12 protein-coding genes are annotated in these 13,474 nt (G+C 36.7%); 8 read left to right on the top strand and 4 right to left on the bottom strand.

Annotated features, from left to right (window positions below; translation table 11 throughout):
• Nucleotides 1-2: 2 nt before the first annotated feature.
• The 8 genes from RMZ43_RS20525 to RMZ43_RS20490 all read left to right on the top strand — a co-directional run bounded on the left by RMZ43_RS20525 (nucleotide 3) and on the right by RMZ43_RS20490 (nucleotide 10,216).
• Complete coding sequence (locus RMZ43_RS20525; RefSeq protein WP_322649767.1) at nucleotides 3-1,199, top strand: glycosyltransferase family 4 protein; 1,197 nt, start codon at nucleotides 3-5, stop codon at nucleotides 1,197-1,199.
• 58 nt (nucleotides 1,200-1,257) lie between these two features.
• A complete protein-coding gene (locus tag RMZ43_RS20520) occupies nucleotides 1,258-2,682 on the top strand; it encodes a hypothetical protein (protein ID WP_322649768.1) in 1,425 nt (474 codons plus the stop codon).
• Between the two features lie 215 nt (nucleotides 2,683-2,897).
• Nucleotides 2,898-3,998, top strand: coding sequence for a glycosyltransferase family 4 protein (locus RMZ43_RS20515; RefSeq protein ID WP_322649769.1), 1,101 nt, complete (start codon nucleotides 2,898-2,900; stop codon nucleotides 3,996-3,998).
• Nucleotides 3,999-4,091: 93 nt separating this feature from the next.
• The gene (gene asnB, locus RMZ43_RS20510; RefSeq protein WP_322649770.1) at nucleotides 4,092-5,963 is read left to right on the top strand and encodes an asparagine synthase (glutamine-hydrolyzing); all 1,872 of its coding nucleotides are present in this window, start codon (nucleotides 4,092-4,094) and stop codon (nucleotides 5,961-5,963) included.
• A 6-nt stretch (nucleotides 5,964-5,969) separates the two neighbouring features.
• Nucleotides 5,970-7,148 (top strand): glycosyltransferase, encoded by a 1,179-nt coding sequence (locus RMZ43_RS20505; RefSeq protein WP_322649771.1) that lies wholly within the window; start codon nucleotides 5,970-5,972, stop codon nucleotides 7,146-7,148.
• Between the two features lie 21 nt (nucleotides 7,149-7,169).
• On the top strand, nucleotides 7,170-8,129 hold the full coding sequence (locus RMZ43_RS20500) for a class I SAM-dependent methyltransferase (protein ID WP_322649772.1): 960 nt from the start codon (nucleotides 7,170-7,172) through the stop codon (nucleotides 8,127-8,129).
• Entirely contained in the window at nucleotides 8,126-8,965 is an 840-nt protein-coding gene (locus RMZ43_RS20495) for a glycosyltransferase family 2 protein (protein ID WP_322655445.1), read from the top strand. Before RMZ43_RS20500 ends, RMZ43_RS20495 begins: the two co-directional genes overlap by 4 nt.
• An 18-nt stretch (nucleotides 8,966-8,983) precedes the next feature.
• Nucleotides 8,984-10,216, top strand: coding sequence for a glycosyltransferase family 4 protein (locus RMZ43_RS20490; protein ID WP_322649774.1), 1,233 nt, complete (start codon nucleotides 8,984-8,986; stop codon nucleotides 10,214-10,216).
• Here RMZ43_RS20490 and RMZ43_RS20485 read toward each other — a convergent pair.
• The 4 genes from RMZ43_RS20485 to RMZ43_RS20470 all read right to left on the bottom strand — a co-directional run bounded on the left by RMZ43_RS20485 (nucleotide 10,191) and on the right by RMZ43_RS20470 (nucleotide 13,145).
• Entirely contained in the window at nucleotides 10,191-10,757 is a 567-nt protein-coding gene (locus tag RMZ43_RS20485; RefSeq protein ID WP_322649775.1) for a YdcF family protein, read from the bottom strand. The genes RMZ43_RS20490 and RMZ43_RS20485 overlap by 26 nt on opposite strands.
• Nucleotides 10,754-11,047 (bottom strand): SMP-30/gluconolactonase/LRE family protein, encoded by a 294-nt coding sequence (locus RMZ43_RS20480; RefSeq protein WP_322649776.1) that lies wholly within the window; start codon nucleotides 11,045-11,047, stop codon nucleotides 10,754-10,756. Before RMZ43_RS20480 ends, RMZ43_RS20485 begins: the two co-directional genes overlap by 4 nt.
• A 181-nt stretch (nucleotides 11,048-11,228) precedes the next feature.
• The gene (locus tag RMZ43_RS20475) at nucleotides 11,229-11,918 is read right to left on the bottom strand and encodes a hypothetical protein (protein ID WP_322655446.1); all 690 of its coding nucleotides are present in this window, start codon (nucleotides 11,916-11,918) and stop codon (nucleotides 11,229-11,231) included.
• Nucleotides 11,919-11,957: 39 nt separating this feature from the next.
• Nucleotides 11,958-13,145, bottom strand: a complete 1,188-nt coding sequence (locus RMZ43_RS20470; RefSeq protein ID WP_322655447.1) for a hypothetical protein — start codon at nucleotides 13,143-13,145, stop codon at nucleotides 11,958-11,960.
• Between the last annotated feature and the right edge of the window lie 329 nt (nucleotides 13,146-13,474).

Below are 13,474 nucleotides of genomic sequence, written 5' to 3'. Positions count from 1 at the left end.
ATATGAAAATATCTATTGTTGTTGGCGGAAGATGGCACGCTTTTGACTTAGCAAGAGAATTGCATTCCGCAGGTGTTTTACATCGTTTAATCACCAACTATCCTAAATACAAAACCCGCAAATGGGGAATCCCTGATGATAAAGTAGTAAGTTTGCCTTTAACTCTTCTATTAGGAAAAGCTATGTACCACATAGGCAAAGAAAACTTGGTGATGAAATCCCAAGCTTTATTGCACAATCTATTTTCTAAAGCAGCAAGTAGATACCTAGAAGGCAGTACTGTAGTACATGGCTGGTCAAGTTTTTCTGAACCTGCTTTGCACTGGACAAAACGGAATAACATACCCTTTTTGTTAGAACGTAGTTCTTCTCACATGAAGGTGCAATGTCAACTATTGAGGGAAGAATATAAGCAATTAGGTTTGCATTGGACAGAAACACACCCAGAGATTGTAGCCCAGGAATTACGAGAGTATGAAATGGCAGATAAAGTTGCAGTACCAAGCTTGTTTGTAAAACGTAGTTTCATAGCTCAGGGTTTTCCTGAAAAACGCTTAGTACTTAACCATTTTGGCACAAATATCAAAAGCTTTTCATCGGGATTAAAACAGGATAATCTATTTCGCATTATTTATGCTGGTTCTTTAAGTGTACGTAAGGGAATTTATTATTTAGTTAAAGCTTTTAGGGAGGCAGATATATCAAATAGTGAATTATGTTTGGTTGGTGGAGCTACGACAGAAACTCCTCATTTAATAACAGAAGCAGATAAACGAATTAAATTGATTGGTCATGTACCGCAGTTGCAATTAGTAGACTACTACCGTAATAGTAGTGTTTTTGTTATGGCAAGTATTGAAGAAGGGCTGGCTTATGTACAAGCACAGGCTCTTGCGTGTGGGTTGCCGTTAATTTGCACAACTAATACTGGTGGCGAAGATTTATTAAGGATGTCTGGTGTGGAATCAGTTAAATTAGACATGGGTATAGAAGAGTATCCTGCCGGATATTTAGTACCTGTAAGGAATAGTGAGGCGATCGCTATCTGTTTAAAAAACCTAGCTAATAATTCTCAACTTCTCCAAGCTAAACGAGAGGCAGCCCTAGCTATTCGCAATGTTAGTACGGGACTGGATTGGAGCAGTTACACTCAACGAGCGATCGCTACCTATGAAAATTTACACAATCCGCAAGTGTAGACTTTAGGGTATTTCTATATCAATAAGATTGATAGTTACTTCGTTATCTAAATGATCAATGTTTATAAAGTCATCTATTTTCCTTATTATAAATTTAATCGTTGTGATAGTTTGCGCTTTGCTAGGATTGCTTGAACTATCTCTAGGTTTACTAGCATTTATTCCTTTATTTTTAATAATATACATATCATTTTTAGAGAAAAGTGTTGAATTACGATTCCTGTCTATTGCTCATATGATAGGTCAGTTTTCTTGCTGGGTAATTGGCTTTTTAGGATGTTTTTACATACTGCCATCAACAAGATATCAAATTGGTAAACATACAATCACTACCATGATTTTGATTAACTTAGTAATGTGGGCGAGTTTGATAGGAAGTTTGATGGCTCTAAAGGTTAGACTTTTGCCAAAGATGCAAGTTAGATTTTCACCATTATCAACTCAGTTAACTAGTAATGGAGTTGTTATTACAGGTATTGTTTTTGTATTAAGTTCACTTTCTAATTTCATATTTGGTTATTATGATGCTAGGTATGCAGGAAATATTTCATCTGATTCACCACTTTACTTCCTTGGAGCTATCAGCAGTTTGCAGTATCTCTTTTTCTTTCTTCTAGGAACTCGTCTACAAGTACCGCTTATTTCACCTAAAAATTTTTTCCCACTATTTTTTATATCTTTTACGGTGATATTGTCTAGTATGGCTGGAGGAAGAGAGCCAGTTATTCGTTCAATTCTTTTCTTTTTTATAGGCAGTATTTATGGAGGAAAAATAAAATTTTTCATTCTCAGAAACATTTTCTTGTTTTTGGTTCCATTTCTTTTAACCTTTATTATTGTCTTGGGATATGCTCGTGCAGAGCAAAGATTTTATAACGGGGATTTTAGTGATCGCCTGGCAACTATTTCGCAAGTAATGCTAGGTAAGATAGAATTTCAGAGTAATGAATATGATGATCCTGTATTTGGACTTTTAACTAGAATTACAGAACCAACAGGACAATTAGTGATTGACGCTGTTGTTGATAGACAAAAATATATTGGCTTGCAGAACTTTGAACGAATTGCTAGCATTTTCATCCCAAAATTTATTACAGGAGAAAAATTACCACTAGATGATGGTTCAGAAAGGTTACGAGATAACTATGGTGTGAATATTACTGAATTCACATCTGCACCGATAACATTTATGGCTGACTCCTTTGAACGAGGTGGCTATTTGATGGTTTTCTTTGCCTCGTTAATCCTATCTATTTGGTTAACTTGTGTGGGAAGTTTTCTTAGTTTGGTCAAACAACCGCTACTTAAACCAGCTTTGCTATGTTCTTTTTCTTTTGTATGTTTGCGTCTTTATACTCCATCAATTCTTGGTGTAATAAGTACAGTTACTTATTCATTCTTGCGAGATTTTATCTTGATAAGTTTGTTGATATCTCTTATAGATTTTAGCGTCAAACTATCTTTTAAAGGTCAAACTAAGTAAGTAGTCAGCTATGAACTATTTATATCATAAAAAAAGATTTTATAGATTAAATATGAAAATTATTTAATCAATACTTATTAAGCTTTTATAGTATAAATAATTATATCACTTAATTACTATTAAAGCTTATTAAAAGGCGCAATAATTAATATTTAAGGTAATTTATTTGTTATTACATAGCTAGGTTATTCCCATTAATTTACTCAGAAAATATTATGAAAATCCTTTACTTTGTAACAGATGCCTTTGGAGGAAGAGGAGGTATCTCACAATACAACCGAGACTTCATTAATTCTCTCTGTAGTCTTGAAAACTGTGATGAAGTGGTCGCAATTCCCAGAAAAAAACTTGTTGATCGCATTGAGGCTTTGCCCCAGAAGCTCACATATATTACTTTAGGACTAAAAGGGAAATTCGCTTATATTCATACCGTTTTTCGTACCATTAGAGTTAACTCCAAATTCGATTTAATTGTCTGTGGTCATCTTTATATGCTGCCGCTTGCCTGGCTGGTTAAACTGTGGACAAAAGCGCCTATTCTTCTAGAAATCTATGGGGTCGAAGCCTGGAAGCCTCATAACAGACTAGTTAACTATTGTCTTCCAGCAGTAGATTGTGTTGTCTCTATCAGCCAAATTACGTTGGATCGCTTTCAATTCTGGGCGAATATACCCAAAGTGCAACAATTTTTGCTGCCAAATGCGATCGCTCTCGAACAGTATGGGTATGATGAGAAAAATGCTCAACTTATTTCCCAATATGGACTGAAGGACAAGATAGTTCTGATGACATTGGGACGCTTGGACTCTTATGAACGATGTAAAGGGTTTGATGAAGTAATCGAGTTGCTGCCTAAATTGAGCGAAATAATTCCTAATTTAGTCTATTTAATAGTGGGAGAAGGATCGGATAGAGAGAGATTAAAACAGAAAGTGCGATCGCTTAATCTTCAGGCAAAAGTGATTTTCACAGGATTTATTTCTGAAGCTGAAAAAGCCGACTACTATCGCCTAGCAGATGTTTATGTCATGCCGAGTAAGGGAGAAGGATTTGGCTTTGTTTTTTTAGAAGCAATGGCTTGCGGTATTCCCGTAGTTGCGAGTAAGGTTGATGGCAGTCGTGAGGCAGTACGAAATGGTTTATTAGGCATTCTTGTTAATCCTGATGATCCAGAAGAAGTAAAGGCGGGAATTATAGAAGCTTTAAAGCGCCCCAAAGGAGTAATACCACAAGGATTAGAGTATTTTTCCTATGAAAATTTTGAGCGGAGGTGTCACAAGATTTGCGACCAAATATTGCAAGTATGTAGCAGATGAAAAATTTTATCGATTGGAATTCAAAAATCACTCAACAACTTTGCTCGAAATCACAGTTATGCTGCTCAATCTACCAATCAAATTCTTAAACACATGTGTGGTATATACGGTTACATAGGTAGAGAAGACTTTAATACATCAAATGTCTTAGCTGCTCTGCATCATCGAGGTCCTGATTCCCAAGGTACGTGGCAAAGAACTGTAGGAGCAAACCACATTCATCTACTGCATACTCGTCTGGCAATTGTTGACCTTAGTCCTGCTGGGCATCAGCCTATGGTAGATGCAAAAACAGGTAATGTAATTATTTTTAACGGGGAGATTTATAATTTCTTGGAACTACGCCAAGAATTGAAAGCACAGGGTGTAGAGTTTACGTCTCATAGTGATACAGAAGTTTTGTTATTAGGTTATCGTGTCTGGGGTGAGCAAATAGTGAAACGCCTAGACGGTATGTTTGCTTTTTTATTGTTTGACTTTATTCAACAACGCCTATTACTAGCACGAGATCACATTGGAATTAAACCACTATACTATGCTCAAACTCGCGGCGGAGGCATTGCTTTAGCATCGGAAGTACGAGCATTAATTAGCTCTGGATTAGTAGCAACAGACTGGGACGAACAGAGTATTTCTGAGTATTTAATATATGGCAGCGTCCAAGAACCACGTACTATCCGGCAAGCAATTAAAGCTTTTCCCCCTGCTCATTATGCTTATATTGATTTGCAGACAGACTTAGCCCCTATATTTATTCCTATTTGTTATTGGAATTTAGCCCAATACGCAAGCAATCAGATACGGGAACCGACATTTCAAACAAGTCATACCAAAGTTTTGCTACATACTCTTAAAGAGCAGCTCATTGCTGATGTTCCTGTGGGTTTATTTTTGTCAGCCGGAATAGACAGTACAGTGCTTGCTAGTATGCTAGCTCCAGTTATGCAAGGTCATCTCTCTACTTTTACCTTGGATTTACAAGACTCTACTAGAGATGAGAGTAATTTGGCAGCTATGACTGCACAAAAACTCCAGCTTAAACATCATGTAGCTTATTTGTCTCATAAAACACTAAATACTTGGTTGTTTGATAGCTTTAGTGCAATGGATCAACCATCATCAGACGGTACAAATATTTATCTTATTTCTAGAGCTTCATTAGAACAAGGTATAACCGTTGTTCTTAGTGGTTGTGGTGCAGATGAGTTACATGGTGGCTATCCTCATTTTGTTTCCATCGCAAAGTTATATCAACTTGGAAAGTGTTTGGGTGATTTGAAGTCTATACTTGTGCCTTGGATAGAAAATATCAAGGGCTGGCGTAAGCATACTATTTATCAAGAAAGATTAAATCTTTTATTCCAACAAATAGATTCGCCTTCCAGAATGTTAAAAGAAATGCGGCGTTTCTTTACCCCTAAGCAAATATCTGCGTTTTTGACTATAACAGCAGATTATGACAATACAGTGGCAAATTGCGATGATGAAACAGACAGCAAACTCAATCTTGATGTGGAAACTCTAATTTCTCTTGGTGAAATTCAAGGCTACCTCAGAAATACCTTACTAAGAGATAGTGACTGGGCTACAATGGCGAATCAGCAAGAACTACGGGTACCCTATTTAGGTAAGCGCTATATCGAAAAAGTAATGCAAATTCCTTGGAGTGATAAACGAACAACTAAAAAACAGAAAAAGCCCCTTTTATCTAGTCAAATTCCGCCAACCTTACAGCACCCTCTGAACCGTCAGAAAACAGGTTTTGATTTAGATTATGCAATGTATTTAAGCGGCCCTTTGCGAGACTGTTTACATGCAGCCTTTACTCACCTTAATCAAGGTTACGGCTTTGAGCTAAATGCTGACCGAGTAGAACATGATTTAAAAATTGGCGATCCGGCAAAACAAGTTCGTCGTTACTGGGCGCTGACGAGCCTTGGGTTTTATCTGCAAAAGCATAGCTAGGTAATAATGCAAAACCAACTTAAGATTCTGCACTACATCCCCGTTTACGCGCCTGCTTGGCAGTTCGGTGGGCCTGTACTTAGTGTTAGCCAACTTTGTGAAGGATTAGCTGCCCTTGGCCATGAAGTAGAGGTACTTACTTCTAATGCTGGGTTAAATAATCAGCCAGAATTGCCTATCAACCAGCCAACCATCCGTAATGGAGTCAAAGTCACATATTTTCAGCAAGAACCAGGGATGGGTATTCATTGCCCAGATATGGAAGAAGCAGTAACAGCAAGAGCTAAGGAATTTGACATTATCCATATTACAGGTGTTTGGCAGCGTACCAGTGGAGCGGCTTGCAAAGCAGCCAAACATCAGGGTATTCCCTATATAGTATCGCCTAGAGGCGCACTAGGTCCTTACTCTTGGCAACAGAAAACAGCTAAAAAAATACTGTATTATTTATGGCAAGAACGCTTCAATGTGACAAATGCAGATGGTATCCACTACACTAGCAAGCAAGAATTACAGGAATGTCGTTGGCTCAAACTACCAGGACAATCTTTTATCATTCCCAACGGTTTAAACACTAAATTTTGGCAGCCTGCCAAAGAAGAAGCAAAAGGATGGCGTAAATTTCAAAACTTTAGTGAAGATGACTTCATAATTTTGAATGTAGGTCGTCTCCACCACAAAAAAGGGTTAGATTTATTACCTCAGGCTTTAGCATCCTTACAACATCTCAAGTGGCGGATGGTTTTTGTGGGTAGCGATGATGATGGTACTAAAGGAAAATTACAGCAGCAGTTTCAAGTAGCAAACCTATCAGACAGAGTTATCTTTTTAGACAGATGTGAACCTAAGGAACTACCAGCCATATACTCTGCTGCTAATTTATTTGTCCTGCCCAGCCTTCATGAAAATTTTGGAAATGTTGTTGTCGAATCTTTAGCCTGTGGATGTCCTGTTTTAATTTCAGAGAAAGTAGGTCTACATAATGAGGTAGCTGAAGGTTGCCTGGGATGGGTGCGTTCTAGAGTTCCATCAGAGTGGACTAAGGCTATTGGAGAACTAATCCAATTTCCTAAAAAAATGCAAGAAGTAATATCGGCATCTAAAAAATATGTAGACTCTACTTATTCTATCAAAAAAACTGCTTTACAAATGGCTAGTAATTATTTTGAGATCATTAATCAATAGTAAATCAAACAATAAAAAACTATGAAAAGCCATCAAAAATGTATTCTTTGTAGTTCTAATAATATTGTTCCTCACTGGAACAATGCTAGAGGATACAACGTTAGTAAATGTTTAGATTGTAGCTTTTTATTCTTAAATCAAATAATCAATAAGCATGAATTAGAAGATTATTATTCTCAAAATTATTTTATGGCATCATATGCTAAAGATGAAAAAAAATTAATTGATGTAGCAAGGAATCCCAAAATTATTTCCGAAGCTAAGGAATATGCGAGTTTGATTAAGTTTTATCAGCCAAACGCTCACAACGTGGGTGAAATAGGATGTTCCTGGGGATATTTATTATATAATTTACAAAGTTTTGGTTATTCTGCTAAAGGGTTTGAGTTAAGTAAAACAACAGCAGAAGTAGGTAGTAAACAGTTAGGCATCAAAATAATTCCAGGTTTTTTTGAAGCGCAAGATAAACAATTTGATGTTTTAATTCTTAGACATGTACTAGAACATGTACCTAATCCTCAAGATTTACTAGAAAAAATTTATGCTTCTATTAAGAAGGATGGATTATTCATTTTAGAAGGACCAAACCTAGACTCTATAAGTTCACGATTATTTGGCAAAAATGTTTCTTGGGTATCTCCACCTGATCATATAAGTTTTCCTAATTTTCGATCTTTGATAATGGCGTGTGAGAAATTAGGTTTGACTTGTATTTATCAAAATAGTCGTCGTGGCAGAGGAATATCAGTTTTCCATCAAGCACTTTTAAATACTGTAAGTTTAATTTTTGGAGGCAAAGAAAGAGCAAAAGTAAACTTAGGTGGAATTAACGAAAAAGCTCCTAGCCAAGGTTTAAGTAGTCTAAAAAATGCTGCATTGAAAACTGTTAATTTTTTAGATTTACTTTCTTCACCAATTCACCCATTTTTAAAACAAGCATTGCTAGAAGAAGAAATGTTAATAATTTTTAAAAAACCATGATAAAAATACTTACTATTTCAGTAATTATTCTAACAAAGAATGAAGTTTGTAACCTTAAACAATGTATAGATTCTTTACAGTGGTGTCAAGAAATTATTGTTGTAGACTCAGGCAGTACTGATGGAACAATACAGTTAGCAGAATCACTAGGAGCCAAAGTTTTTACCCATATTCCACCTCCACCGTTCAAAATTTCTGAGCAACGTAACTGGGCTTTACAAAATTGTAATTTAAAAAGTGAATGGGTATTATTTTTAGATGCTGATGAAGTTATTCCACCCAACTTAGCAACAGAAATTCAGCGTGTATGTTCTGCCAATAATCAACAATATAATGCTTATGAACTGCCTGCGCGTTACCTGTTTTGGGGTAAATGGCTTAAGCTTACACAAGGATATCCTAATTGGCATTCTCGTTTACTCAAACTAGAAGAAGTCACTTTTACAGGTGGTGTTTGGGAACACTTTGCTTCAGGTACGCAAGTTGGCAGAATTAATATTCCTTACGATCATTATGCTAATTCTAAAGGGTTTGGAGATTGGTTAGAACGGCATGATCGCTATTCTTCTTGGGATGCCCAAAATGTTGTTAATTTTCTAGAAACAGGTAAAGCATCTGCTTTAGGAACTGAACGCAAACTAAAACTTAGATTATTGGCGGCTAAACTTTGGTTTCTGCGCCCCATTGTCAGATTTATCCAAATGTATTTTCTAAGATTAGGTTTTTTAGAAGGAATTACGGCTCTTATTTTCTGTCTACTCTATACCATGTATGAATTTATGACAGTAGTCAAAATTATAGAAATGAGACGTAAAAAATCTGGATTAGCCCTTTGATGATTCCACAATAAATGCATGGAAAAAATCACGATTATAACTCAATATTTCTACCCTAGCCATGCTGCTACCGCGCAACTAATGACCGATTTAGCCAAAGGACTTTCTCGAAAAGGCTATCAGGTAAATATATTTACAGGTACTCAGGCAAAAGACACTACTCCTGAATTCTCAAATCAAGTCGCAATCAACCGTGCCTTCTCTCCTATTGCAGCCAACACTAGTATTTTAAGTAAAATTATTAGTTCAATATTCTTTCTTTTAGGCGCTTTGAAATATGTGATATTTTTAGTACCTCGTACTACGCCAGTTTTAATCGCTTCTAATCCACCATATGCTGGAATTTTAGGTATTATTTTTAAAGTTATTCGTGGAGGAAAATATCATTTTTTACTCCAAGATATTTTTCCAGAATCTGCTGTAATGTCTGGTATTTTTAAGCAAAATAGCTTTCTATTTATTTATTTTAGTAAATTAATTTATCTAACTTACAAATATGCTGAGAATATTATTGTACTTAGCACTTCCATGCAATATTTTTTGGAGAATAAATATCCTGAGTTAAAACTAAAAATCAAAGTAATTGAGAATTGGGCAGTAGAAGATATTATTATTTGTGATAAACAAGCAAATGATTTTGCTCAACAGTATAATATTGACAAAGTTTTCACAGTTTTATACTCCGGCAATTTAGGTAGGCTCCATGATATTGAAACTATTATTGAAGCAGCTAAAATTCTGAAAGACACCCTTATTCAATTTGTCTTTATAGGTGCTGGAGCGAAAACTAAATTAGTTGAACAAGCAATCAACACTCATAAACTAACAAATATACTTTTATTACCTTACCAACCTAGAGAACTACTGCCCTTATCTCTTACCGCTTGCGATCTTTCACTAGTTAGCCTTATACCAGGGGCAGAATCAATAGTTACTCCTTCTAAACTCTACGGAATGCTAGCCGCAGGTAGAGGAATCATTGCTATCTCTGCACCAAACTCATACATTGACGAACTTTTAACAACTTCTGGTTGCGGTACTAACATTCCTCCTAATAATCCACAACATCTTGCCAATTTAATCCGCGAATTAGCCAATGACAACCAAAGAGTTAAGATAATGGGTGAAAAGGCGCGTCAACTTTATAAAAGCAGATATACATTTCAGCGTGCTTTAGAAGAATATCAACAAATCTTATTTGAGGATGATATTTGCCAAGAAGTAATTATTTCAAACGTGGGTTCAAACTAGATCCGGTTCTGCTAACAAAAATCCACAAAAATGATCGCCCACAATCTCGCAACACTCGCACCAATGATTCTGATGGTTGATTTTCAGAAGCTACAGCCACAGGTGTAACCACAATCCCCTGGCTACCTAAAACAATAGTTGCGATCGCTCTTGCCCGCCTCATGTGATAATCCGACGTAATCAAATAAACATGCTGCAACTTTTGGTGAGCAAAATCTTCTGCCAAAGTCGTGAAATTTGTCACAGTATCGGTTGCTCTACCATCTAAATGCAACTTTGCATCAGGAACACCATACTTTAAAAATATTCGACGGTCAACATCTAAATTCCAATGGAAATCAGAAACCCAAATATCTAAATTCTGGCGAGACTGCCAAAACTGCGCCGCAAACCTCATCCGCTCAGAAGCACTCCCCAACACAAAAATAGCCTGTGGCACTGGGGTTTGATGGAAAGCGATCGCAATCCTAGCAGGTATAATGCTAGTTAATAAAAGTGCGATCGCTAAAACTAACCACATCAATCTCAGCTTGCATTTCATCCCCCATCCTCTTGTTTAAGCAAATTCACCACAGAATCAGCTAGCCATAAATCTGCATCAAAAGTATAACTAAAAATGCGGCGATCGCTAATTTTAGCCGTCACCGCATCAAAGTTGTAAGCATACATTTTCTGCATTGGGGAATCAGTGAAGTAGAATGTCTTGTGATCAGGACTCCAGCCTAATCCATGAGAAATCATCAATCTCGTTTCCATCAGATGCAAAGAACCGTCAGGATCATAGCGGTCAGTAAAGGCTACCCTGCGTTTTACCCGGAGACATTGAACCAAACCAAAAATGCCCTAAGCGATCGCACTTACCATTTTAAAACGATTATCTAGCTTATCTGCCTCCACTTGTATAATCGGTATCACTTCACCTGTGTCGAGATTAAGAAACACACCATTATCAAGCGATTTAATCCAGCAGTGCGATCACAAAGGGACATCAATAGACTTTCACATCTATCCCCTATCCTTTACTATTCAAAGCAGCCCTTAATTGCTTAAGCAGATTACCAATTTCCCGAAAACCCGCATCTTTTGACAATTGCCGGAGAACTTTCGGATTGCTTTCCATAACAATCTTGTTATAAGCACTAATAGCAGCATTCAACTGATTAATATTTACAGTTGGGGAAGCTTCTTTTTGAGCTATTGAATTCGCTACTAAACCTTTGGTACCCACAGTAAAACCTGACACAGATGCAGATTTATTCCCAGCTAGACCTAATAAAGCACTTACCAAAGACTGTGCTGATGATGTTGGAACTCCTAAATTCGCTAGAGAAGCCTGTAGTTGATTAGCTGCTTGTGCTGCATTTGCTCCTCCCTGCAAGATAGCTAGAATGGCAGCAGCTGGACTATTGGCTGCTGGAGTTTGGCTTAATACATTGGAGAGGGCTGTATTTAAACTATTTTGAATTTCTGCTGATGTGTTAAGACTACCGCCATCATTACCAATTTCCACATTCACTCCAGGTGCAAGTTCAGGAGATGATTGATTATTTACTGGATTAAAATTATCACCAGATGAGGAGGAAGAATCATCACTACTACCTGTGATACCAACATTACCAGCATTTACTCTCATGGGCACACTCACTAGATAAGTGAAAATAGTGAATGTTATGGCAACGAGAAAGAATGATTGTTTCTTCATTGTTTTTATTTTTGACGAAATTCCAATATAACTCAGCATTTAAAATCGAAAACTGTACCCTGCACTCAACGCAAAACCTAAGCCAGAATCAAAATTACTAGTAACATCCGTGAAAATAGTATTGATCACTATAGGGATGTTTTTTAAGGGAGCAAAAGATGCACCCATATTGACACGATTTCCAGTCCAGCTACTTACTAAGGATACTTGAGGTATCACCCTCAAACCTAAACTAGCAAAAAGATTAGCAGAATTTTCACCTGCTTCTATTGCACCCTTAGAACGAAAAGCACCACTACCAAGACCAACAGAAATAGTCAAAGGTAATTTGTTATTAGCATTATCTGGTTGTAGTGAAAATGATTTAGTAACTACCCCATAAATAGTATCCTTAGCCCTGGTAACATCTCCCCATTTGATAGGATTTGACCAACCCACAGCTACAGATGTACCATCGCCCAAATATCTGTGTAGCTTAAAACCTACACCACCGCTATCACCAAAATCAAAATTGTCGCCACCGCCTACACTAGTAATATTGGCATTAACTTCCAATCCTATAGATTTAACTGCATTTCCTAAACCAAAACCAACAGACAAAGAACCATCTACCCTATCTTTATCTTCATCGAAAGGAAAAAATAGACCACCACCAATATAGGCTTGACCAAAACTTGCACCATAGGCAGAAGGAGTACCCGCAGTTGAACCAGGGGAAGCTTTTGGCGGTTCACCTAACCTTACGATAGGATCAATTAAAAGTTCTTGGCGTAATTTATTAGTCTCGCCAAAAGTATCACCCAAAATTTCTGATGAGTCTGTTTGTACAAAAATTTGAGGTTGTTTTTGTTTCAATATATTAGAGTATGTGTCGGTATCAAAAGTTCTAGACTTGACATTAGCAGTAAAACCATCACGAATCCTTGCAGTCTGTAATTCAGCAACAATATTACTTTTTTTAGATGCCGCAAACCTTTGCTGCAAGCTGATATTCGGCTGGGAATTAACCTCAGATATAAAAGATGCTTTCAAACTTTGAGACGTACTTAACTGAATTTCTTGGTTTTCAGAAACAATATTATCTGAAGCAACAGCCGATTTACTAAAAATACCTGTCAATAGTAGAAGAAAAGCTATTAAGATTGTCCCTAAATTCCACGAAGCATAGTTAACAGTAATAGCTTTGTAAGTATTACTACCTTTGCCCATTTTTCGTATTTTATCCATCAAAATATTCCTTTTGTAAAATTGTTTACGGAAATACACCAGTAATTTATACGCAAAATCTACTAATCTAAAATAGTAATATTACGTAAATATAGGCAATTAGACCAGTAGAGCAGCAAAAGGTAGGATATCAAATTAGGACTTATATCATATTCGCTTAATTACTTACTAAATCCGGATGACTCTACCCCGTAAAAGCTACGCTTTGTCTCCCTGTTTACGGAGCTACGGTGTATAGACAAGTTTTTGGTTTACTGATTTAAGATTTATTATGCAGATACCTTACTTTGGTTTTGCTATACAAAACCTGTTGCTCTTCACAAAGACTG

Source organism: Nostoc sp. CmiVER01, from assembly GCF_034531135.2.
GTDB lineage: Bacteria > Cyanobacteriota > Cyanobacteriia > Cyanobacteriales > Nostocaceae > Nostoc.
This window is presented reverse-complemented; position numbering and strand designations above follow the sequence as displayed.